This is a genomic window from Mesorhizobium sp. L-8-10 (assembly GCF_016756635.1).
In the GTDB taxonomy this organism is placed as follows: Bacteria; Pseudomonadota; Alphaproteobacteria; order Rhizobiales; family Rhizobiaceae.
Map to the genome: position 1 here is coordinate 5,687,109 of NZ_AP023263.1, position 23,372 is coordinate 5,710,480.

General features: G+C 62.2%; 17 protein-coding genes. 8 read left to right on the forward strand and 9 right to left on the reverse strand.

The window, feature by feature from the left end:
* Nucleotides 1–83: 83 nt before the first annotated feature.
* On the reverse strand, nt 84–1,055 hold the full coding sequence (locus JN280_RS26620; protein ID WP_202306794.1) for an alpha/beta fold hydrolase: 972 nt from the start codon (nt 1,053–1,055) through the stop codon (nt 84–86).
* A gap of 435 nt (nt 1,056–1,490) precedes the next feature.
* Nucleotides 1,491–2,090, reverse strand: a complete 600-nt coding sequence (wrbA, locus tag JN280_RS26625; RefSeq protein WP_202306795.1) for an NAD(P)H:quinone oxidoreductase type IV — start codon at nt 2,088–2,090, stop codon at nt 1,491–1,493.
* A gap of 184 nt (nt 2,091–2,274) precedes the next feature.
* Between wrbA and JN280_RS26630 the strand changes: the two genes are divergently transcribed.
* From JN280_RS26630 to JN280_RS26650, 5 genes are all read left to right on the forward strand, one after another.
* Entirely contained in the window at nt 2,275–3,015 is a 741-nt protein-coding gene (locus tag JN280_RS26630; RefSeq protein WP_202306796.1) for a competence/damage-inducible protein A, read from the forward strand.
* Nucleotides 3,016–3,099: 84 nt separating this feature from the next.
* Complete coding sequence (locus JN280_RS26635; protein ID WP_202306797.1) at nt 3,100–3,939, forward strand: universal stress protein; 840 nt, start codon at nt 3,100–3,102, stop codon at nt 3,937–3,939.
* Nucleotides 3,940–4,065: 126 nt separating this feature from the next.
* A complete protein-coding gene (gpt, locus tag JN280_RS26640) occupies nt 4,066–4,560 on the forward strand; it encodes a xanthine phosphoribosyltransferase (protein ID WP_202306798.1) in 495 nt (164 codons plus the stop codon).
* Between the two features lie 179 nt (nt 4,561–4,739).
* Entirely contained in the window at nt 4,740–5,219 is a 480-nt protein-coding gene (locus JN280_RS26645; protein ID WP_202306799.1) for an NUDIX hydrolase, read from the forward strand.
* 675 nt (nt 5,220–5,894) lie between these two features.
* On the forward strand, nt 5,895–9,707 hold the full coding sequence (locus tag JN280_RS26650) for a vitamin B12-dependent ribonucleotide reductase (protein WP_202306800.1): 3,813 nt from the start codon (nt 5,895–5,897) through the stop codon (nt 9,705–9,707).
* Nucleotides 9,708–10,077: 370 nt separating this feature from the next.
* Here JN280_RS26650 and JN280_RS26655 read toward each other — a convergent pair whose 3' ends face one another.
* The 7 genes from JN280_RS26655 to JN280_RS26685 form a co-directional block, all read right to left on the reverse strand.
* A complete protein-coding gene (locus JN280_RS26655) occupies nt 10,078–12,744 on the reverse strand; it encodes a GAP1-N1 domain-containing protein (protein ID WP_244743610.1) in 2,667 nt (888 codons plus the stop codon).
* Nucleotides 12,737–13,627, reverse strand: a complete 891-nt coding sequence (locus JN280_RS26660; protein WP_202306803.1) for a TRAFAC clade GTPase domain-containing protein — start codon at nt 13,625–13,627, stop codon at nt 12,737–12,739. Before JN280_RS26660 ends, JN280_RS26655 begins: the two co-directional genes overlap by 8 nt.
* Nucleotides 13,624–14,613, reverse strand: coding sequence for a TRAFAC clade GTPase domain-containing protein (locus JN280_RS26665; protein WP_202306805.1), 990 nt, complete (start codon nt 14,611–14,613; stop codon nt 13,624–13,626). Before JN280_RS26665 ends, JN280_RS26660 begins: the two co-directional genes overlap by 4 nt.
* 2 nt (nt 14,614–14,615) lie before the next feature.
* The gene (locus JN280_RS26670; protein ID WP_202306807.1) at nt 14,616–15,626 is read right to left on the reverse strand and encodes a GTPase-associated system all-helical protein GASH; all 1,011 of its coding nucleotides are present in this window, start codon (nt 15,624–15,626) and stop codon (nt 14,616–14,618) included.
* 20 nt (nt 15,627–15,646) lie between these two features.
* Nucleotides 15,647–16,954 carry a metallophosphoesterase gene (locus tag JN280_RS26675; protein WP_202306809.1) on the reverse strand — a complete coding sequence of 436 codons (1,308 nt, stop codon included), beginning with the start codon at nt 16,952–16,954 and terminating at the stop codon, nt 15,647–15,649.
* 516 nt (nt 16,955–17,470) lie between these two features.
* A complete protein-coding gene (locus tag JN280_RS26680; protein ID WP_202306811.1) occupies nt 17,471–18,586 on the reverse strand; it encodes an alkene reductase in 1,116 nt (371 codons plus the stop codon).
* A 41-nt stretch (nt 18,587–18,627) separates the two neighbouring features.
* On the reverse strand, nt 18,628–18,918 hold the full coding sequence (locus JN280_RS26685) for an ArsR/SmtB family transcription factor (RefSeq protein WP_244742116.1): 291 nt from the start codon (nt 18,916–18,918) through the stop codon (nt 18,628–18,630).
* Nucleotides 18,919–19,854: 936 nt separating this feature from the next.
* On the opposite strand from JN280_RS26685, the gene JN280_RS26690 reads away from it, so the two are divergent.
* The 3 genes from JN280_RS26690 to JN280_RS26700 all read left to right on the forward strand — a co-directional run bounded on the left by JN280_RS26690 (nt 19,855) and on the right by JN280_RS26700 (nt 23,371).
* A complete protein-coding gene (locus tag JN280_RS26690) occupies nt 19,855–21,132 on the forward strand; it encodes an extracellular solute-binding protein (protein ID WP_202306813.1) in 1,278 nt (425 codons plus the stop codon).
* Nucleotides 21,133–21,263: 131 nt separating this feature from the next.
* Nucleotides 21,264–22,481: an ABC transporter ATP-binding protein gene (locus JN280_RS26695; protein WP_202306815.1), complete on the forward strand. Its 1,218-nt coding sequence runs from the start codon at nt 21,264–21,266 to the stop codon at nt 22,479–22,481.
* Nucleotides 22,478–23,371, forward strand: a complete 894-nt coding sequence (locus tag JN280_RS26700) for a carbohydrate ABC transporter permease (RefSeq protein ID WP_202306817.1) — start codon at nt 22,478–22,480, stop codon at nt 23,369–23,371. Before JN280_RS26695 ends, JN280_RS26700 begins: the two co-directional genes overlap by 4 nt.
* Nucleotide 23,372: the final 1 nt, after the last annotated feature.

Here is a 23,372-nt window from a genome sequence, read left to right on the forward strand (position 1 = left end):
TTTTCAAACGGCTTGGCGCGAAGGTCAAGCCGTTCCGGATGCGGAGCCGCCGCAGCCGGCGGGCAAGATCGACTTCACTCGCTTCAGGCGGCGAAAGCCCGCTCCGCGATGCGGCGGATGAAGGCCACCGTCTGCGCGGCGGCGGAGAATTGCGGCATATGGCCGACGCCGTCAGCCAGTTCCAGGTCGAGGCCGGGGATCCTGCCGACCATGTCGACGCCGTGTTTCTGGTAGTCGAGCACGCGGTCGGCCGTGCCGAACAGGATGCCGACCGGCACCTTGATCTCGCCGAAGCGCTTCTGGATCGCGGGATAGTCGACGCCCGCCGCGACGATATCTGTCGAGGTCGCGTAAAAATGGCTCGGTCTCAGCCCCAGCCAGCCGCCGCCCTCGGTCATGTAGTCGGCCGGCGGCGGCTGCGGGCCGAAGACGAAGCCGAGCGTCTGGTCGGCATATTTCAGCGCGGCCGGCACGGCCACCGTCTCGGCGACCAGGCGACGCTTCAGCGGCGAGGGAATGTAGAGGGCGGCGAATTCCGGCGCCACCTCGCCCGTGTGATGCGTGTGCGGCGACAGGAGAGCGAGGCCCGACACCACGTCCGGATGCTCGATTGCCAGCGTCAGCGACACGGCTCCGCCCAGCGAATGGCCGACGACCAGCGGCTTGTTCAGTTCCAGCGCCTCGATGAAATGGCGGATGACGAGGGCCTGCTCGGGCAGGCGGCCCGTCGCGTCGCGCGCCCGAACGGAATAGCCGGAGCCCGGCCTGTCGATGGCGATCAGCCGGTAGCCCGAGCCGAAGCGGTCGAAGAGCGGCGAGCGGAACTGGTGGAGTTGCGCGCCGAGCCCGTGGATGAAGAGGATGGGCCGGCCCCTGCCCTTCTCGACGTAATGGATCCGGTTGCCGTGGACGGTGACGAACTTGCCAGTAGGCGGCACCATCTTCTCGGCCTTCGCCGCGATCCTGCGTGTCCTGAACACGGCGAGGGCGAGCGCCGCCAGCACCGCGGCCAGCAGCAACGCAATGACCGACAGCACGATCGACACAAAGGTCATGATTCCCCCGAGGCCGGTGACGACGCCGACAATCTAAGCAGGTTTCGGAAAAGTGTCCCGCGGTTTCCGGTAAAAACCTGCGGCGAACATTAGAAGCTGAGCGGGTGAAGCGTGGGCGAAGCCACGCGAGCCTGCTTAGGCAGCGTTTAAAACTGACCGAATCGCTTCGACCAAGATCTGGCGAAGGAGGTGCGGTGCTGCCGGCACTGCGTTGCCCCTCACTGTCCTGCCGGACATCTCTCCCCGCAAGCGTCCCGCAAGCGGGGAGAGAGGGGCCGGCCGCTCGGATTTCGCCAATCGGAAACCTCGGCCATTGGCAAAAACGTAGACCCGATCGGCTCTCGCCGATGCGCAAGGGAACCAGGCCCTCATGCCGGCAAAGGACAGTGCGGCCGGGAATGCCGGCCGCGGTGTCCTTTCTACGGAGAATTTCGATCAGCCGTGCAGCTTGATCGTGATCTCGGCGAGCCGCTTGCCCTGGAAGCGCGCGCCCTCCAGCTCCTGCTGGGACGGCTGGCGCGAGCCGTCGGAATCGGAGGTCGTCGTCATGCCGTAGGGCGAGCCGCCGCGCACCACGTCGTTGCCCATCTGGCCCTGATAAGCGTAGGACAAGGGGACGATGATCATGCCGTGATGCTGCAGCGAGGCCTGGGCCGTCAGGATCGAGATCTCGGCTCCGCCGTGCTGCGTGGAGGTCGACGACATCACAGTGGCCACCTTGTTCACCAGGGCGCCCTTGACCCAGAGCGGCCCGGTCTGGTCGAGGAAGTTCTTCATCTGGGCAGCCATCGCGCCGTAGCGCGTCGAGAAAGCGAGGATGAGGCCGTCATAGTTCTCGAGTTCCAGCGGCTCGGCGAAAGGCGCCTCCTGGTCGAGCTTGTAATAGGCCGCCTTGGCGACCTCTTCCGGCACCAGTTCGCGCACCCGCTTGACGGTGACCTCGGCGCCGGTCTCGCGCGCGCCCTCGGCCGCGGACCTCGCCATCGCCTCGCTATGTCCCCAGCTCGAATAATAAAGCACCAGCACCTTGGCCATGGTTTGTCTCCTGTGAAAGCCGTTCAGGCGGACGCCGCCCGCGCCGCCCGATACAACGGACCTTATCGCCCCGACGCCGACGCCGAAACGCCGACGCCGTCGACAGTTCGTTCACAGTTCGGCGACCATTGCCGGCTCGCCGGATGGGCGCTATGTGACGCTGACCGTTTGCCGGGGATGCGCCATGACCGATATCGTTACCGCCTCCATGATCGTCATCGGCGACGAGATCCTGTCCGGCCGCACCAAGGACCGCAATATCGGCCACCTCGCCGACATCATGACCGCGATCGGCATCGACCTGAAGGAAGTCCGTATCGTCGCCGACGACGAGGACGCGATCGTGGAGGCGGTGAACGGGCTGCGCGTCCGCTACACCTATGTCTTCACCAGCGGCGGCATCGGCCCCACCCATGACGACATCACCGCCGACTCGATCGCCAGGGCCTTCGGCGTCCCTTGCGAATACGACGCCAGGGCCTATGCGATGCTCGAGGCCAACTACGCCGCGCGCGGCATGGAATATACCGATGCCCGCAAGCGCATGGCGCGCATGCCGCTCGGCGCGGAGCATATCGTCAATCCCGTCTCGACGGCTCCGGGCTTCCGTGTCGAGAACGTCCATGTGATGGCCGGCGTGCCGGCCGTGTTCCAGGCCATGCTCGACAATGTCGTGCCCACGCTCACGACAGGCACCAGGCTGCTCTCCACGGCGATCCGGAGCCCGTTCGGCGAGGGCGCCATCGGCACGCCGCTCGGCGAGATCCAGAAAGCCCATCCCGACACGATCATCGGCTCCTATCCGAAATATCAGGATGGCCGCTTCTGGACCGAACTGGTGGTGCGCGCCCGTTCCCCCGAAGCGCTGGAGGCCGGCCGGGCGGCCGTGCAGGCGATGCTCGACGGGCTGAAGGCTCAAAGCTGACAGGCGCACTGTTCCGGAACCGGAAGGCAGGCTCCCGCGTTCTGGTTACGTGGCGATCCGCCCCTCAGAAATGGAGCATGCGCCGTGCCCTACAAGACATTGCTCGCCGTCATCCAGAACACACACGATATCGACCGCGTGCTGGACCATGTCCTGCCGCTCGCAGCGCGGCTGCGCAGCCATGTCGTCGGCATTCACGCCGAGCCGATGGCGATCCCCTACACCACCGCGATCGGCTTTCCCGACGCGGAGTACATGCAGGTCACCGCTGACGCCAGCAAGGAACGCGCCGCGGAACTCGGCAGGAAATTCGGCACCCGCGCAACGGCGGCAGCCGTGCCTCACGAATGGCGCACCATGGAGAGCCTTTCCGGCGACAGCGCGCTCTGCGCGCTGGCCAGCGCCCGCGCCGCCGACCTTGTGATCGCGGCGCAAAGAGACCCCGCCGACAGCGGAGCGGCCAGTACCAATGTCGACCATCTCTTGTTCGAAACGGGCCGCCCGACGCTGTTCCTGCCTTATGCAGGGCCGGTCACCACGACCTTCTCCAGGATCCTCGTTGCCTGGAACGGCACGCGCGAGGCATCGCGCGCGGTGTTCGACGCGCTCCCCTTCATCATGGAGGCCGACCAGACCGAGATCCTGACCGTCGACGCCCCGGAAGCCGAGGACGAGCCGGCCAAGGTCGCCGGCGCCGACATCGCGGCCGCCCTCATGCGCCACGGCGCGCATGTGACGGTCGCGGAGGAAAGCTCGGCCGGTATCGGCGTGGGCGCCACGATCGAAAATCATTGCGTGGAGAACAATACGGATCTGCTGGTAATGGGCGCCTACGGCCATTCGCGGCTGCGCGAGTTCCTATTCGGCGGCGTGACGCGCGATGTGTTGCGGTCGATGCCGGTCGCCACTTTCATGTCCCGCTGACAGGGAGCCTCGGAAGGTGCGGCACATGCTCGCGCGGGGCTTGCCAACGCCCCGGCATTCCGGCTAATTCCGCCTGCATTCCTCGATCTTCAGCGCGCCGAGGCGCGCGACCGGAGTGCGCCCGCCATGTCCCTTCCCGAAAAGGCCTTTCCCGTTTCCTGGGATCAGTTCCACCGCGACGCCCGTGCGCTGGCCTGGCGTCTGGCCGGCGCAGGCAACTGGAGGGCGATCGTCTGCATCACGCGCGGCGGGCTGGTGCCGGCGGCGATCATATCGCGCGAGCTCGGCGTGCGGATCATCGAGACGGTCAGCGTCGCCTCCTATCACGACTATGCCGAGCAGGGGCAGTTGAAGGTGCTGAAGGAGATCTCGGCGCCGCTTCTGGAAAATGGCGGCGAAGGCATACTGATCGTCGACGACCTGACCGATACCGGCAAGACCGCCTCCGTGGTGAAAGCCATGATGCCCAAGGCGCATTTCGCGACGGTCTATGCCAAGCCCAAAGGACGGCCGCTGGTCGATACCTTCGTCACCGAGGTGTCGCAGGACACCTGGATCTACTTCCCCTGGGACATGGGCTTCACCTATCAGAAGCCGATCGCCGAGGGGCACGCCGGATAACCCGTTCCCTCCAAGGCGAAGATCCGGGCAACAGCCGATTGCCGCACGCCGGTCTTGTGGAATTTTCAACCTGCTATTCTGGCGTGTGGAGCAATTTGCTCTTCAATCTGCTATGATCCGCCTCAACATCGAGGGGTGAAATGTGATTCTCGGCCGATCTCCGGCATGAGGTGACTGCGATGGGCCAAGGGGTGGGCGACAATCTTTCACGGCCGGCGCGGGCCGCAGCGGGTACGAGCGCGCTTCAGGTGGCAGCGCTGCCCTGGCGGCGCAACCGTGGCGGCATCGAGGTCATGCTTATCACCAGCCGCGACACGGGACGTTGGGTTCTGCCCAAGGGCTGGCCCGAAGGCCCCGAGGAATTCCGCGACGCGGCGGCACGCGAGGCCAAGGAAGAGGCCGGGATCAGCGGCGCCGTCTCGCGCATCGAAGTCGGCCACTACTCCTATCTGAAATGCGGCGCCAGCCGGGACCTGTCCTGCGACGTGCTGGTCTTCTCGCTGGAGGTCGGCGCGGTCGCCGACAAGTGGAAGGAAAAGGGCCAGCGCAGGCGCAGATGGGTCAAGCCCGAGAAAGCCGCGCGCATGGTGAACGAGCCCGATCTCGCCGCGCTGATCGAGAGCTTCGCCAGCAGTTCCGACCGCATCGCCGCGGAATAGGCTTTCCCCTCGCCGATATCCGGACATTGCCGCCGGGGCCCGCCGGCGCCTCCGCTGTCCGCCCTGGCAGGCAGCGAAACGGCCCCTTTCGCCAACCCTGGCGACTCGGGCCAGCCCCTCCCCATCCCCGATATCCACACGCCACACGCACAACATATAGCGGTCACAAAACTTCCAAGAAACGAATCCTTGACGGCCTCCGGCGAGTCGCTTTTTATGGGTCATGCGCTCTTGTTGAGGGTGCGGCCGGGCGGTGTGTAGTCCCGGTCTTTTTTCCGGACTCAGTTGCGTTTTCATCGCGGTTCCGCCCGTTTCACGAGGCCGGGCGGGGTGTTTGGTTTGCGGGTTTTCGAGGGCGAAGGGGACAATTGGCGGGCTGGCAGAAATCTTCTGTTAACACTATATTTAGTGTTTGCAGCCATGCTCGGCACTAGATAGCGTGAATTTCCCTCCCTGAGGGAATCGAAATCAACGAGTTGTGTCGGACCCGTGGAGGGTCTGTCGAAGGCCGGGCGGCGCGCTCCCTAGAGGAGGGTCTATGGCGTTTGGACGGATCACGGCGGATGGAGATCCGGATACCCCGAAGGGTTTCCGGCGGCGGCGGACCGCGTCTTTTCGGATTGGCCGTGAAGGCCTGTGGAAAAGGCGCTATATATAGACAAAGGGACTAAGGCTATGCGCATCGAGCGGCGTTTCACCAAGGCTGGACAGAGCGCTTATGCGGAGATCGAATTCCGCAAGGCGCTTTCCGAGATCAGGAACCCGGACGGGTCGGTCGTCTTCCGCCTCGACGACATCGACGTGCCCGCTCAGTTCTCCCAGGTCGCCGCCGACATCCTGGCCCAGAAATATTTCCGCAAGGCGGGGGTCCCTGCCCGCCTGAAGAAGATCGAGGAGAACGGCGTTCCCTCCTTCCTCTGGCGCTCCGTGCCCGACGAGACGGAGCTCGCCAAGCTGCCCGAGAACGAGCGTTACGGTTCCGAGACCGACGCCCGCCAGGTCTTCGACCGTCTCGCCGGCACCTGGACCTACTGGGGCTGGAAAGGCGGCTATTTCAAGGGCGAGGACGACGCGCGCGCCTTCCGCGACGAGCTCGCCTATATGCTGGCCACCCAGCGCGTGGCGCCCAATTCGCCGCAATGGTTCAACACCGGCCTGCACTGGGCCTATGGCATCGACGGTCCCGGCCAGGGCCATTTCTACGTCGACCCCTTCACCGGCAAGCTGACCAGGTCCAAATCGGCCTATGAGCATCCGCAGCCGCATGCCTGCTTCATCCAGTCGGTCGCCGACGACCTCGTCAACGAGGGCGGCATCATGGATCTGTGGGTGCGCGAGGCGCGCCTGTTCAAATACGGCTCCGGCACCGGCTCGAACTTCTCGCATCTGCGCGGCGAAGGCGAAAAACTGTCCGGCGGCGGCCGTTCGTCGGGCCTGATGAGCTTCCTGAAGATCGGCGACCGCGCCGCCGGCGCCATCAAGTCGGGCGGCACGACGCGCCGCGCCGCCAAGATGGTCGTGGTCGACGTCGACCACCCCGACATCGAGGCCTATATCGACTGGAAGGTAAACGAGGAGCAGAAGGTCGCCGCGCTTGTGACCGGCTCCAAGATCGTCCGACAGCACCTGACCGCCATCATGAAGGCCTGCGTCAACTGCGAAGGCCATGACGACGACTGCTTCGACCCCGCCATCAACACCGCGCTGAAGCGCGAGATCAAGGCGGCCAAGAAGAACGCCGTGCCGGAGAACTACATCAAGCGCGTCATCCAGTTCGCCAGGCAGGGCTACACCCAGATCGAGTTCAAGACCTACGACACCGACTGGGATTCGGAGGCCTATCTCACCGTCTCCGGCCAGAACTCCAACAATTCGGTCTCGCTGAAGGACGATTTCCTGCGCGCCGTCGAGAAGGACGAGGACTGGAACCTGATCCGCCGCATCGACGGCAAGGTCGGCAAGACGCTGAAGGCGCGCGACCTGTGGGAGAAGATCGGCTACGCCGCCTGGGCGTCGGCCGATCCGGGCCTGCATTTCAACACGACCATGAACGACTGGCACACCTCGCCGGCGGCCGGCCCGATCTGCGCGTCCAACCCGTGCTCGGAATACATGTTCCTGGACGACACGGCCTGCAACCTTGCCTCGATCAACCTTCTGACCTATCGCAATGGCGACGGCTCGATCGATATCGAGCGCTACGAGCATACGGTGCGGCTGTGGACCATCGTGCTCGAGATCTCGGTCATGATGGCGCAGTTCCCGTCGAAGGAAATCGCCAAGCTCTCCTACGAATACCGCACGCTGGGCCTCGGTTACGCCAATATCGGCGGCCTGCTGATGACCTCGGGCATCCCCTACGACTCCCGCGAAGGCCGCGCCATCTGCGGCGCGCTCACCGCAATCATGACCGGCGTGGCCTATGCCACCTCGGCCGAGATGGCTTCCGAGCTCGGCGCCTTCCCCGACTATGACCGCAACGCCGTCAACATGCTGCGCGTCATGCGCAATCACCGCCGCGCCGCCTATGGCGAGAAGGACGGCTACGAGAAGCTGTCGGTCAATCCGGTGCCGCTCGTCGCCGAGGACTGCCCGCAGCCGGAACTGATGGCGCATGCCCGCACCGCCTGGGACCGCGCCATCGAGCTCGGCGAGGAGCACGGCTACCGCAACGCCCAGGCCACCGTCATCGCGCCGACCGGCACGATCGGCCTGGTCATGGACTGCGACACCACCGGCATCGAGCCCGACTTCGCGCTGGTGAAGTTCAAGAAGCTCGCCGGCGGCGGCTATTTCAAGATCATCAACCGCGCCGTGCCGGAAGCGCTGCGCACGCTGGGCTATTCCGAGAGCCAGATCGCCGAGATCGAGGCCTATGCGGTGGGCCACGGCAATTTGAACCAGGCGCCCGCCGTCAACCCGGCCTCGCTCAGGGCCAAGGGCTTCACCGATGAGAAGATCGCGGCGCTGAACGCTGCGCTGAAGCAGGCCTTCGACATCAAGTTCGTCTTCAACAAATGGACTCTGGGCGAGGATTTCTGCAAGGAGGTCCTGGGCTTCACCGACGAGCAGCTCAACGACTTCTCCTTCGAGATGCTGCCGGCGCTCGGCTTCTCCCGCAAGGACATCGAGGCCGCCAACATCCACGTCTGCGGCGCGATGACGCTGGAAGGCGCGCCCTTCCTGAAGGCCGAGCACCTGCCCGTCTTCGACTGCGCCAATCCCTGCGGCAAGATCGGCAAGCGCTATCTCTCGGTGGAATCGCATATCCGCATGATGGCCGCCGCCCAGCCCTTCATCTCGGGCGCCATCTCCAAGACCATCAACATGCCGAACGAGGCGACGGTCGAGGACTGCAAGGAAGCCTATATGCTCTCCTGGAAGCTGGCGCTGAAGGCCAACGCGCTCTATCGCGACGGCTCCAAGCTCAGCCAGCCGCTCAACGCCTCGCTGATCGCCGACGACGAGGACGAAGACGACCTGATCGAGGAGTTGGTCTCGGCGCCGACGGCCGCCAAGGCGGTGACGGTGACGGAGAAGATCGTCGAACGCATTGTCGAGCGCGTCGTGCGCGACCGGGAGAAGCTGCCCAACCGCCGCAAGGGCTACACACAGAAGGCGGTGGTGGGCGGCCACAAGGTCTATCTGCGCACCGGCGAGTTCGACGACGGCCGGCTGGGCGAGATCTTCATCGACATGCACAAGGAAGGTGCCGCCTTCCGCGCCATGATGAACAATTTCGCCATCGCCATCTCACTCGGCCTGCAATATGGCGTGCCGCTGGAGGAATATGTGGAGGCCTTCACCTTCACCAAATTCGAGCCGGCCGGCATGGTGCAGGGCAACGACGCGATCAAGAACGCCACGTCGATCCTCGACTATGTGTTCCGCGAGCTCGCGATCTCCTATCTCGGCCGCAACGACCTCGCCCATGTCGACACGTCCGACTTCTCCAACACCGCGCTCGGCCGCGGCATCAACGAGGGCCGCGCCACGCCTTTCTCCAAGGGCCTGACCCGCGGCGCCTCTCCGCTGAAAGTGGTGAGCGGGATCTCCGGCTCGGATCCGAAAGGGATGGCCGGGGGATCGAATCCCGCTGCCGCGCCCGCCCGCCCCGCGACGACGGCCTTCGCCGGCTCCAACGTCAGGGCGATCTCGTCGGGCGCGACGGTGACGGCGTTGAAACCCGCCTATGCGGAACTGCGCGAGGAATCGACTGCCTTCAAGCGCGACTATGAGGAACGCGCCAGGGAACTTGCCGAAGACATCGCCGGAGAGGCGGAAGAAGCCTCCGCCGACACCCTGTTCACTGACGCCGCCGCGAAGGAGGCCTCCGACGCCAAGGCGCTCGCCGCCGAACGCCGCAACCGCGCGATCATGCAGGGCTACACCGGCAACATGTGCTCGGAGTGCCAGAACTTCACCATGGTGCGCAACGGCACCTGCGAGAAGTGCGACACTTGTGGTGCGACGAGTGGGTGTTCGTGAGAGAAGAGATGAGTGTGGTGGGAGACCCAAAGTTCCGTATTTAGGAGCCAAAGTTTCGAACCAAAGCCTGCGATTTCAATCACTTGGACTTTTGGGAGAAGAGCCTGTTCAGCCCTGCTCCCCGACGCAAGTTGGGCTCTTGTCACTCGATCAGACGGTGCAGTTCCCGAGCGCAGCAGCCGCGCTCGGGCGGAGGTGGCCGTTCTCGCCCACGCGCAAATCTGGCCCTGGTGGCCTTCACCTTCTGCGTCGCGAATGACCACGATGGGGCAGCCTGGCGGCCGTTGAGCAAACTGTAGCTAGACCCCAAAAGCGGACGCGCCTGGAACCCAGTTTACGCCGCCTCCCTCGCGCACTCGAACAAAGTCGGTTAGTCCCATTCATTCTCCATGTCAGAATTGGCAAAATTATCGAGACTTTCGCGGATCGCACTGATCTGACTTGGGGTCAACCGGCCCACATCCGCAACTGCCCGATTGAGGTATTTCTTCCCTCCGCGTTGTCTCATGACACGAAGGCAGATGCGATCGACAATTCCTGCCCTGGCCGCAGCTAGCAGTAGGTAGGATGGGGGCCAGTTGGAATTCATAAATGCGTCGACCAACCCGTGCCGAGCGGGCTTTGCTCGATCCCAGTCGTTGACCAGCATTCGAGGCAGAGCGAAGAAAAGGCCGAATATCCCATCATTGTCCTTATTGTTTCGGGAGACTAATTCCCGATAGACGGCTGGAAACGCTGCCGCGAGCACCTCCGCGACCGGTGATCGCGTGAGGTCGATAGTAGCAGACATACTCGTCGTTGCTGCCCTCAAATGAACCGTAGGCGCAATTGTCCTAGTGTCCCAAAGCAAGCGAGCCCACGTCGCGCATATTTCCTCATCGATTCCATTAGGTGCACGCCTAGACAGACGATCAGAAAGATTGTCGACGCAGCTCGCCAGTTGCCTTTTCTGGGCTTCCGGCAGACGCGTTAGGATTGAAAGATTTTGTGCAAGCCTGGCTGTCGAAATTCCGTTCGGGATACTCCACCATATCATCTGGCGGACCCCGACTTCGTCAAAATGGTCAGTAACCAGAAGCTGAACGCGTTTATCGGCCGGTTTGGCCTCCAAGAGCGCTCGTTCAAGGGCCGTGTTGATGACGTCCGAACGTAGTCGGCCCTTGGGCAGAACACCAAGCGTGAGTTGAGCAAACTCGAGGAGGTCTTCGACCGACACCGCGCCCAAAACCAGTATCCGAGCTATCTGTGGGGCGGTGGCCTCGACGTCCCTTGCCAACGTGTGCAACATCTTGCGACGCATCGCCGGGTCTCGTTGTGCTTCTATCACCGACCTATCGCTTTGACTTTCGATCACGATCGAGAGCAAAGCTGCCGATCTTGAGCCCTCGATCGGGCCATCGAAAAGCCAATCAATATCATTCGGCACCAGGCGAATGGTCTTCGCGAGAAAGCGATCTGCGTTGCTTCCCTGCAGCTCGCGCGCGACAACACTACGCACGTTCCGCATTGTAGCGTCGTCGCGAATTGCATCGACGAGCGCGTCATCGAACTCGGGGAACGCGAGAGCGGAACGGCAAACAATTTCCGCAACGCGACCGGCAAGGTCATCACCCGAGCTGCGATGTAGAATACTGGGTAGCAGAGGCGCGAACTCACGACTGTCTATTTCGGACACGAGCCGGCCAGCTGCTTTGTCTCGCCAAGTGTCGTCACCCGTCTGGAGATACGGCAGAAAATCTGAAGCGGGTGTCTCTCCAGTCCTGATGCGGCGCGCGACCGCCTCGGCAAAGACCGAGCTATTAGCAACTAGGAAGGTGCCTACCCGAGCGGGAATGCGCCGGTAATCGATAGCCGAGCCGTCCGCGGCCCCCAATCCATCGGCCAGCCCCTGCATAATGTCGGTCGGAAGGGCGTCCGACCCGTCCTCGAAGCGACGCGAGAACTCGATCGCGGCGTCGGGGTCGGAAGCAGCCAGTCCCTCGGCGTCCCTGCCCGCCTCGACGCTAAGCGGCTCAAGGTCATCCCGACCCCGCACTTTGCCAGCCAAAGTCTGAAGAAAAATCCAGGCATCTGCGGATGGCATGCTATGGACGGCCGAGTTAATCGCAGAGACAAGCAATGGCCGCGAGCTTCTCATCGCATAGGATGCGAGGCCGGGCTGCGAATTGACAATGTCTAGCATCCCTAGGACAGCGCTCGAGCTCGTCGGCGCCTTCTCTGCCAGTTCATTCCACAGCAGAGACTTTCTAAACGCAACCTCGTCACCTGGGCCGTCCGCTCCCAAAAGCCCGAGCGCATCCCCTGAGGCTAGAGTGGGATGGGGCGACTGAAGGATTGCGTCAGCGACTGCGGACGACCAGCGATGACGAGCGCTCTTCGGCGAGCCAGCCTCAATCTTTCGTCCAGGCCAGTTCGAGAACCTAGACCGGGCTCTCTTCGGCGCGAAGACCAAGTCGAAGTCCCGCCCGCCGATCTTGCGCGGCCCCAACGCATAAGTGCAGACTGAAAATTCGCCGCGAATTGCAGGCCAAAATGCCGTGACAAGCCTGGTTGTAAGCAGATCGGCGTCGCTAGCATCGAAGACCACGATGGGCTTCCGTGCCTCAAGGAACAGAGCCTCGACCAGTTCAGGTGTTCGCTGATCAACGAGTGAAGGAATCGGCTCTTCCGCGCTTACGCCAACAATGGGTAGAAGTTCATTGTCGGTGGGTAATGTCAGTTGCCTCAGCAACCACTGCAAATGTGCGTTCTCGTGCCATCGTTCTCGGGGAACGAGTAGGCTCTTGGTCAGCACGCAGCCAGCCCGTGGAGCCGCCAAGTCCGGCCATGTCCTTGCGACGACGTGGTAGGTGCGGCTGGGCAGCGGATAAATGGTTACGTAAGGAGGAATGACTTCTCCGGGCCGAATTTGGCCGGAAAGGTCGGACAGGCGGTCAATAGTATCCTGATCCGACCTCTCGAGCCGAACCGTGCTTTCGAGAAGCTGATGACCATTCCGATAGCCATGCTTTTGTTGGTGGATTACTAGGTTATTCATCGTCAAACAGGGGACCGACTACCCACACCACAGGCAGGGTGACATCGGAAATCACGAACGCCCTTCCCTCGGAACCATCAACTGCCACATATCCCATTTCGTTGATATCGCCTTCCTGAAACTTCGCAGTGAACTCGGGGTCCTCGAAGTCTCCCCCTACGATGCTGCCGCCAAAAATGCGCACGTCCAGACTGGTACAATCTGCCAACCGGCCGGCAAAAAGCGGATACTCCTCCTTCAAATAGACATTCGGCCCTTTCGCACGGCGGTGTTCGTCAATGAGGTCCCATGCAGCTATTAGTACGGCTACCTTCGGCCGCCGACCATTCACGCGCAAAAGAGTCTCATCGAGGAAGCGCAGCATCTCGCACAGGGCTACTTGGGTCGGGACAAGGATATCCTGCCCTTGCTCGTCCTTAGGTGCCGCATCGCCTGACCACCTTAGGTACTCGGCAGCGTTCACCCAATCCAGCGGCGCCACGTTGGCCGTGGAGAGCACGCGAACGAACAGTAGGGCACCAGATGCCTGCTGGAGGGCCTCCATCCACTCACGCCTGACGTCTCCGCGTTCAATTGCTTCCTTCCACAGCTCACCAGAGACATCGGGCACGGAGATCAGGATCTCCTTCCCATCGGGACTGCTGGCAAGCCGAACCCGGATGTCTAGCGTCAGGTCGTCAGGAAGCGAGTTTGTGTCGGATCGCGGGGCAAACGCGCCCCCCAGAATGTGCTCTGCACCACCTTCGACATATTTGATGTTGGTGGGATTTTGCGACGCCACCAGTTCAGCCTTCTTTGAATTGACGGCTAGCCAGAGGCGCGACATGTAATTGGTCTTGCCGGAATCCGGACCGCCAAGAAGGACGATCGAGTGCTCGCTCATATATCGATCCCTCCTCGCACGACATTCCCGATGGCACGAATTCCGCTATTTTCCTCAGAAAGGGGCCAGAATTCCCCCACGTCCGGTTCTTTTCCGATGGAAGCCCGAACAAGTTCCGGTATGCCGGTGCCGGCGGGCACGTCCGGGTTGATGGAAAACGACGAGACCGCTTGAACGCTCAGGCTTATTCCGAGTGCAATCGCTTCGTCCGATATAGTCGCTATGGTCTTCTCGTTCACGACACTGGTGTCGGCTCGAGTTACAACCAAAATCACACGCGGCAGATCCGGAAAAAACTCCTTCAATCTCTGCAGGTAGAGTTTGGTGCGATGAATCGCGCCCTGCCGGGTACCCGGGGTGGTTAGACGGCTACCATCAACCATCAGCCAGATCACGTCTGCGCGCTGAACAAAGGCTAGGCGGTCATGGCGACTTTCTTCCACCATGGCGGTAGACCATTCCCCGGGAAGGTCGGGCAACAGAAAGTCGATAGCGACCGGGTGTTCCGCCGCCCGAACTCTCAAGTGAAGAAAGCCGGCCGCGCGGTCATCAGACAATTCGGTGTGGGCGGTCATCTGCTGGGGTGGCGTCCCACCTGTCCAACGGCGCGCGCCGCGACTGATCTCGTCGAGAGCCATAAGGCTTCGGCTGTCGGCATACTCGAATCCGGCCAGCCTCCCGTGCGAGAGCAGCAGGTAAAGGCTCACCAATGCTGCGGTCTTGCCGGAGTCAGGCGGCCCGATGATGCCGATCATCGTGCAGTATCTACTGCCCATTATCAGGCTCAAACTATCTTCTGTCAGCGTGTTGCTGGAATGGAAGGGCAGATTATGCTCCGGCTCCGAGAGCAGCTCTTCGTCGACCAAACTTTCGAGTTCTTCGGGCAACGCTTGATAGTGCGGACAACTCGATGCCGGATCATGATTGAGAAGGCATTGGCCGGTTGTGCCGACCGTACAGTTCTCTTGCGGGCACTCGGCGAGCATCCCTAGACCTCGCGCCTATCAACCACATCGAAAGTGACTGCCTCCAAAAGGGCCCTCGATGCCAGATCGGAGATCGAAAAAATGCCTTTGCCTATGCCTTTCGCGGATCCTGATGCCAAGACATTCAGGAGTGGGAAAACCTGGGTATTCTCGGTGACGAGCGTTTCGTTGCCGTAGCCTGCGCCCAATCGCACGCAGTCGTCACCGAGGGCCTTTACGAGCTGCGCGAACGATAGGCTCTCACCTTCAGGCACGCGGCGAAGTACCAGCGCTTTGTGCAGGTCAACGGGCATTCGGCGAAGGCGCTTCGCCGCGTCCAGCCCCAATGCTATGGCAGCAGCATGTGGTTTCGCGTCGCTATATTTCATGCTCAGGACATCGCTCCATCCGGATATCGACCACCACAGCAGGTCTATCTCTTCACGATCAACTGCCGCGTTGGCGGTCAGTGTGTCGACGACGAACCTCAGGTTTTCGACAACTTTTCCAAGATTAGAGTTGTCCTCTGCAAGTGCGACCGCTTTCGTAGGTTTTGACCGAACCCGGCCTAACTTCGCTGCTTTCAGAACATGGTCCCGAGAAAGATCCAACAAAAGCTTGCGCAGTCGCTCAAAGCCCCCATTCCTGTTTCCAGTTTGCCAGGACATTCCCGACCATATGCCGACAGCAAGGTAATCCGATGTAGTAATTGTGCCAGCCTTGCTGCCGGTCACTATTGCATTGATGGCTGCTAGCATCGCGCATGTCGACAGCTCAAGGTCATGCTCCTCAGCTACAAATGAAGGCGAAACCTTGGTGATCGATGCCGCGACCTCAGCGGCCAGTTCAGGCGGAAGCTTGCCTCCTTCTTTGCTGGCAAGGACTACCCCATTGGCAACGGACAATAGACGCGCAATGTGATTAGGTTTGATGAACTTTGCCGCAATGTCCTTTATCGCGGTTTGCCTCTTTGTGACGAATTCGTCAGTCGGTGATCCCTCAAAGATCCTGACATGTGGTGCGATATCTAGCATACTTGCGCCCCCATTTGCCTTTATTCTGAACCGTTAGATTGTTCTCGATCAATCTCTGCTTCCAGTTGCCCCAAGCGACCATCCTTCATCAGTTTGTCGACGACTGTACGCTCCATCCCATGGATCATTGTACCCCTCCAAGTGGGCGGCAGAGCTCCGAGACGGACAAGTATCCGCATTCGCTGTGTGGGCGAAAGGTCTCTGAAGAATCTGAGAAGGACCATCGCAAACCTGTTTGGCACGGTCGTTTCCTCGACAATCACGATTGTATCTGCTTCCGCGACGGGATACTCGACCTCTTCCGAATCCTCCGGTAGCTCTGGCTCGACCTGTTGTGCGGCAGCCTTAAAATTTGCCGATGCTAACAATATGGGCGACCCAATGTCCTTCAGTAAGTCCTCATCGGCGACGAAGTCCATTTCGTCGTCCGACCACGTCCTGGGTATGATAGACACCTTTAGGGCGTCGCTTTCACTGTCCCAATCGAACGTCAGAATATTGTAGGTGTATCCATACTCTTCTGTCGCATGCGGAGGTATCGCGGCCCCTGAGGCGATGGTGAGCAGATCGCGGCCTGGCTTCTCCTCGTCGACCCCGACCGACGGTTGGTGCTCATGGCCGGTCATCAGCACACGGGCCCTATTTCGGATATATCCCCGCGCCTTCTTCTCGTCATTGAACCAATGGAGCGGATGGTGGCAGAGAATCACAAGTTCCTCGCCCGCCTTGATCGGCAAGACGCGCTGTCTGGCCCCAAGAAAAAGGTCTCCCTCCTTCTCGCCAGACCAGCACATAAGAGACGAGTTAAGACCCATGATCCGAATAGAGCGACCCGGCGCCAGATCGAAAGATTTGTTACTGGCAATGCCGCCTTTCTTGTCGAGGAAGCAGTTATAGCCCTCGGCGAAATCCAAATAGGCACCCAGTTTTCGGTACAGCGTTTCGCAGTCGGTGGCATCGTTCAGGTATTTGTCGAAAGCTGGCTCGCCCTCCTCAAGGATGCTCTTCAGCATGAGATGACATCCGCCGGATATTTCTGACCGGTCGATATCATGATTCCCCGGTACCACCTGAACAGCGGTTTCGAGGCACCCGACGCCCTTGGCTAGGCGATCAAGCCACCGACCTGCCTCCTTGAACTCGGCGGCTTTGCCGGCGAAGGCTACGTCTCCCGTGACGATGATGCCATCGATTGATAGATTGAGCGACTTGACCTGGTTGGCAGCGTCGACCAGTAACCGCTCCTTTACGTCGTTATGGGTTTCCAGTTCCCCTCCCTTCTCTTGGCCGAAGTGGATGTCCGACAAGTGTACAAATGAAACTGCCATTCGCCAAAGCTCCCCCATGTGCTGAGAGGTTCTGCGGCTACCAGTCGGGCGGACCACGACAGATAAGCTTTAAGAAATAATTGCCCCTCGGCTGAATCGGGCTGACTTCAGCATGAACGCTATCGCAAGCTCAATATCTATCGTGCTGAACTGAACCACGCCTTTTGATGATCAACAGACTATCTTACCCAACAACGTCGATAGCGGTCGCGCTCACCGCTTCGCGGCTAAAGGCAGCTATCTTACCGTCGTTGGCACAAAGCGGCCTGTCTGGCCCCAAACGGGACATTTGCTGAGCTCTTTCCTGAGGGGGACTGGTTTCTCATAAGCCACGAGCCGTCTTCGGACGGGACTAAGCCGGCTTCAGTCGTCCGCAGTCGGCACCACGCATAGGTCTTGCCGGCGAACGATCTTTAACCCGCGGCGCGGCTTGAAGGGCGTGTCGCATCATGTCTCACCACCAAATGTACAGAGCCCCACTCCGGATACCCGGAGTGGGGCCAGTTCGTCGAGACGTCAGGCGGCAGTCGGATAGTCGATATAACCTCTTGCCCCGCCGCCGTAGAAAGTCGCCTTGTCGGGCGCGTTCAGCGCGACGTTGTCCTTCAGCCGGCGCACGAGATCGGGGTTGGCGATAAACAGCTTGCCGAAGGCGACGAGGTCGGCGGGTCCTTCGGCCACGACTTTTTCCGCGAGGTCCTTGTCGTAGCCGTTGTTGACCAGCCAGGCGCCACGGCCGCCGGCATTGCGATAGGCGGCCTTGAACGCCGCGTAGTCGAACGGCTTGTCGCCCTGCTGGAAGTCCCGCCCGCCGCCGGTCGCCCCTTCGATGACATGGATATATGCCAGGCCGCGGCTGCCGAGGCCTGACGCCACATGCTCGAAGAGCGGCTGGGGCTCGGGATCGGAGGCGTCGTTGGCCGGGGTCACCGGCGACAGCCGGATGCCTGTGCGGCCGCTGCCGGCCGCGCCCGCGACGGCATCGACCACCTCGAACAGGAAACGCGTCCTGTTCTCGATCGAGCCGCCATAATTGTCGGTCCGGTGATTGCTGCCCGAGCGAAGGAACTGGTCGATCAGGTAGCCATTGGCGGCGTGGATCTCCACGCCGTCGAAACCCGCCACCTCGATGGCTGCCCTGGCGGCGCGACGAAAGTCGTCGACGATCCCCGGGATTTCGTGCGCGTCGAGAGCCCGCGGCTCCGACGTCTCGGCAAACTCCCCGCTTCCGTCAGGCCTGATCAGATAGGTCTTGGATTTCGCCCGGATGGCCGAGGGCGCCACCGGCTTTCCGCCGCCGGGCTGAAGCGAATTGTGCGAGATGCGGCCGACATGCCAGAGCTGGACCACGATCTTGCCGCCGGCCTCGTGAACGGCGTCGGTGACACGCTTCCAGCCGGCAAGCTGCTCCGATCCGTAAAGACCGGGGACGTCGGCATAGCCCTGCCCCTGATGGCTGATGGCGGTGGCCTCCGTCACGATGAGGCCAGCGGATGCGCGCTGCCGGTAATATGTCACCGACAGGTCCCCCGGTACCGCGTCCGGAGAACGATTGCGCGTCAGCGGCGCCATGACGATACGGTTCGAAAGCGCCAGGTCGCCGGCCTGCAAGGGATCGAAGAGAGTGGCCATGAGAATGCCTTTCATGCATGGGAGGAAGGAAGGAGGAAACGTCAGAGATCGGACAGCGCCACCCGGAAGGCCCCGATGGTGTCTTCGTTGCGCTTGTAGAACACCCATTGGCCGACACGCCGCGTCGTCACGAGATCGGCGGCGGCGAGCGTGGCAAGATGCGCCGAGACGGTGGATTGCGACAGGCCGCATCGCTCGAACTGGCCGGCGCAGACGCCCATCTCGAGCGGATGCTCCTGGCCGGAGAAATGCCGCTCGGGCTCCTTCAGCCAAGCCAGGATCTTGCGTCGCACCGGATGCGCCAGCGCTTTCAGCACTGCGTCGCTATCCACGTTCTTCGGCTGCATCGACATGTGACGATATATAGATCGTAAATTTCCGATATGCGAAGCCGTTCATTCCATTTTCGTGGCCGGCCGGAGAACGGATTTGTTCCGCGCAGCGGAGAAGCCGGGATTTGCCGGCGTTGCTGCCATCCCGCAATTCGTCGTCGTCCGGATCGCAGGCCACGCAAGCCGGTCGCTGCTCTGGCTAGGGCGGCGTCTAAAATCAACCGAATCGCTTCGGCCAAGATCTGGCGAAGGAGGTGCGGTGCTGCCGCCCCTGGCTTGCCTCTCACCGTCACCCATCTATCCGCTGGACAGGCCGCTCGGATTTCGCCAATGGGGAACCTCGGCGATTGGCAAAAGCGTAGACCCGATCGGCTCTCTCCCCGCTTGCGCTAGGGCATATACACATCTGCCGAGCCCAACCGTTACCTGGTCTCGTCCTTTGTCCGTTTTGGTCGACCGCCTCGCTCCCTGGAGCACCCCTCATCCGACCCAGCCTGTATTTCGGCGTCACCCTTGAGCCCAGCACGATCGTAGCGGCCGAAATACAGTCTGGGCCACCTTCTCCCACAAGGGGAGAAGGGAGAGCTTGGCTTCGACGGTTCCGCAAATCGCCGACGTTGAAGGTTGGCGGCAACGCCTCTGCAATCCTGCCTTCTCCCCTTGTGGGAGCGAACGCCGGGACGCTGGGGACCCGGCCGGTCGTCCGGCAGGACAGTGAGGGGCGGCGCAAAGCGAAGCGATTATTTTCCGATGTCTCCCAAGCCGATACCGGAGGGCAAGCCGGATCACGCGCGGGCGGCGGAGCTCCCGCGGCGCGACTGCTCTCTGTGGAGTGTCAACAAAGCGTCATGCATCGGTTGTCCCGCTGTCACCAAACTTCCCTAGGTAGCCCCTCGCCGCTCCCGAGCACCACCCTTTCCCAGCCGAGGAATGCCGATGAAGAAGATACTGCTTCCGTTCACCGTCGCACTCGCCGCGTCCGTCAGCCCGGCCGCAGCGCAGGTGACGATCACCTGCCTGACCAATGCCGGCCATTTGACCCGCCAGCATGAACCGCTGATGAAGAAGTTCAACGAGATGCAGGACGAGATCGTCGTCGAGTATGCCGCGCCGGCCAAGGACTACGCGGACACGCATCTGCGCCTGTTCCGCGAATCGGCCACCAACACCCTGCCGGACTGCGCGTTCCAGGCCTACAACCAGCTGCCCTCGCTGGTACGGGCCCTGAAGGAGCGCAACCAGATCGTCGATCTCGGCACGCTGCTCGAGAAAGAGGGGGCCGAATGGGTGAAGGCCAACTATACCGACCGCATGCTGGAACTCGGCCAGGTCGACGGCGTCCAGGTCGGCATGCCGTTCAACGCCTCGGTCGTCCAGTGGTATTACAACGCGGACCTCTTGAAGAAAGCGGGGCATGACCCGGACAAGTTCCCGACCGACTGGAACGGCATCCTGGAACTCGCCGCCAGGATCGACGCGCTGAGCGACGACGTCCACGGCATGTCCTATGCGGTCGAGCAGTGGGGCGACGACTGGCCCTGGCAGATCCTGATCACGCAGCAGGGCGGCACCCTGCTCGACGAGGGCCAGACCAAGGTCACCTTCGACCAGAACGGCTACGCGACGAAGGCCATGGAACTGGTCAGGCGTCTGGTCACCGAGGGCATGTACGACCCGGCAGTGACCATAAACGACCAGCTCAAGTCGTTCACCAACGGCACCATGGGCATCTATGCCAATTCGCCGGCGTCGGCGCGCAATATCGAGGAACTGGTTGGCGACAAGTTCGACCTGCGCTCGGTCAAGTTCACCATCGTCGACGACGCCAACGGCACCCTGCCGACCGGCGGCAACGCGGTCCTGATCACGACCACCGATCCCGAGAAGGTCGCCGCTGCCTGGGAATACGCGAAGTTCATGTCCGGGCCCGAGGCCCAGGCGATCACCGCCCGCAACACCGGCTACCTGCCGACCAATGTCGGCGCGCTCGGCGAGAACTACCTGGCGCCCTATTACCGGGAGTTCCCCTACTACGCCACGCCGTCCACCGGCTACGACCGCGCCGGCAGGTGGCAGGGCTACCCGGGCACCCAGAGCGAGAAGATCTGGCGCGAGCAGAAGAACATCCTGCGCTCCGTCATGCTCGGCGAGACTACGCCTGCCGATGGCGCCGCGAAGATGAAGCAAGTCGCCGAAGAGCTGATGCAGCGCTAGGCAAGGTTACGTGACACGCTTCACCTGCCTGGTTTTCTCTTCCGCAGGTTCCTGACGGAAACCGCGGGACATTTTCCGGAACCTGCACAGGCGCATCCGCCGGTGGGCCAAAAAGACAGGGAGACCGACCCATGCCGATGCTCTCGATGCGTGACATACGCAAGGCATACGGGACGAACCAGATCCTTGCCGGCCTGTCTCTCGATGTCGACGAGGGGGAGTTCGTCTCCCTCGTCGGACCGTCGGGCTGCGGCAAGTCGACCCTCCTGCGGATCATCGCCGGCCTCGAAGCCCAGGACCACGGCAGCATCAGCATCGACGGCAAGCCGGTCGACGCGCTGCCGCCGAAGCATCGCGAAATCGCCATGGTGTTCCAGGACTACGCTCTTTATCCGCATATGTCCGTCGCGCAGAACATGGCGATGCCGCTGATCATGGCCTCCCTGCCATGGCATGCGCGGCTGCCGCTGATCGAACGCATCCATCCGCTCGCCCGTCGCGGCCGCCCGGCGGTCGAGGCCCAGATCAACCAGACCGCGCGGCATCTCGGCATCGAGCATCTGCTCGACAGGCGGCCGGCGCAGCTTTCCGGCGGCCAGCGGCAACGCGTGGCCCTCGGCCGGGCCCTGGTGCGCTCTCCGAAACTCTTCCTCATGGACGAGCCGCTGTCCAACCTCGATGCCAAGCTGCGCACACAGGTGCGCAAGGAGATCGCCGAGCTCCACGCCAGCTCGAAGCTCACCTTCATCTATGTCACGCACGACCAGATCGAGGCGATGACGCTGTCCGACCGTGTCGCGATCATGCGGGCCGGCAGCTTCGTCCAGGTGGCCCCGCCGGTGACGCTCTACGAGGATCCCGACAATGTCGAAGTCGCCCGCTTCATCGGCTCGCCGGAAATCAACCTGCTTCCGACTGAGGTGGAGAATGGCAGGCTGCGCATCGGCGACCGGCTGCTCGATGCCGTGATCCCGAAGGGCGCGAGCGGCGACCTGCTGGTGGCGTTCCGGCCCGAAGCCGCACAGTTCGACGGCATTGCAGGCCTGTCGCACGATCGCAGCAGGTCGACCTCCGAGGCCCTCGACTTCGACGTCAGAAGCATCGAGGATCATGGCGCCGATCTCGTCGTGCATGGCGCACTGGCGACCGAGCCCAGCATCGAACTGAGGGTACGGGCCCAAAAGCTGCCCGGCACGCAAATGTCGATCGCCCGCATCGCCGGCCGGAAGGCACTGCGTCTCGACCGCGAGGGCCTGCTGTTCTTCGATGCGGACGGCCAGCGCGTGCGCGACCGCACCGTCTCCTCCGTGGCGGCAGCCGCGTCACCCCGGGGAGCGCTGGTGCCGTGAGACGGGCCGCCGACACGCTGGCCCACGCCCAGCAGAGGCTCGCCTATGCGCTCGCGGCGCCGGCGGCCCTCCTCATCCTCGTCATCTATCTCGCGCCCATCCTTCTCGTCATCCTCATCTCGTTCACCGATTTCACCCTGGTGCGCGACGGCATGAGCTTTGTCGGGCTCGACAATTATCGGCAGATGGCCACCGACGAGAATTTCGGCAACGCGCTTGCCAACACCTTAATCTACGCCGCCCTATTCCTGCCGGCAGCGTTCATCATCCCCCTCCTGCTCGCGATCCTCCTCCAGGACCGCTACCGCTTCCGGTCGATCCTGGAGGTTCTCTACTTCCTTCCCGTGACGTCGACGCTGGCCGCCATGTCGCTTGTCTGGGCGGCACTGATGGACAGCAAGCAGGGTTTCCTCAACGGGGCGATCACGTCGTTGGGCTTCTCTCCCGTCAACTTCCTCGGCGATCCCGGCATCGTGCTGTTTTCGCTCGCCATCATCTCCGTCTGGAGCATCATCGGCTTCAACATGGTGCTGTTCCTGGCCGGGCTCACCGCCATCCCGCCGACGCTCTACGCAGCCGCCGCCGTGGACGGCGCCGACGGTCCGCTCGACCGCTTCTTTCGCGTCACCTGGCCGATGCTCGGACCGACGTCGACCTTCGTCGCAGTCACAAGCTCCATCACCGCCTTCAAGCTGTTCGATACGGTCGCGCTGCTCACCCAGGGCGGCCCGGACCGGGCGAGCGAGGTCTATCTCTACCTCGCATTCAGCGAGGGCTTCGAATATTTCAACATGGGATACGCGGCGGCACTGTCCTTCGCTTTCCTCCTCATCGTGTTCCTGTTCGCGCTGTTCCAGGCACAGTTCGCCGACCGCCGCGTGCGCAATTGAG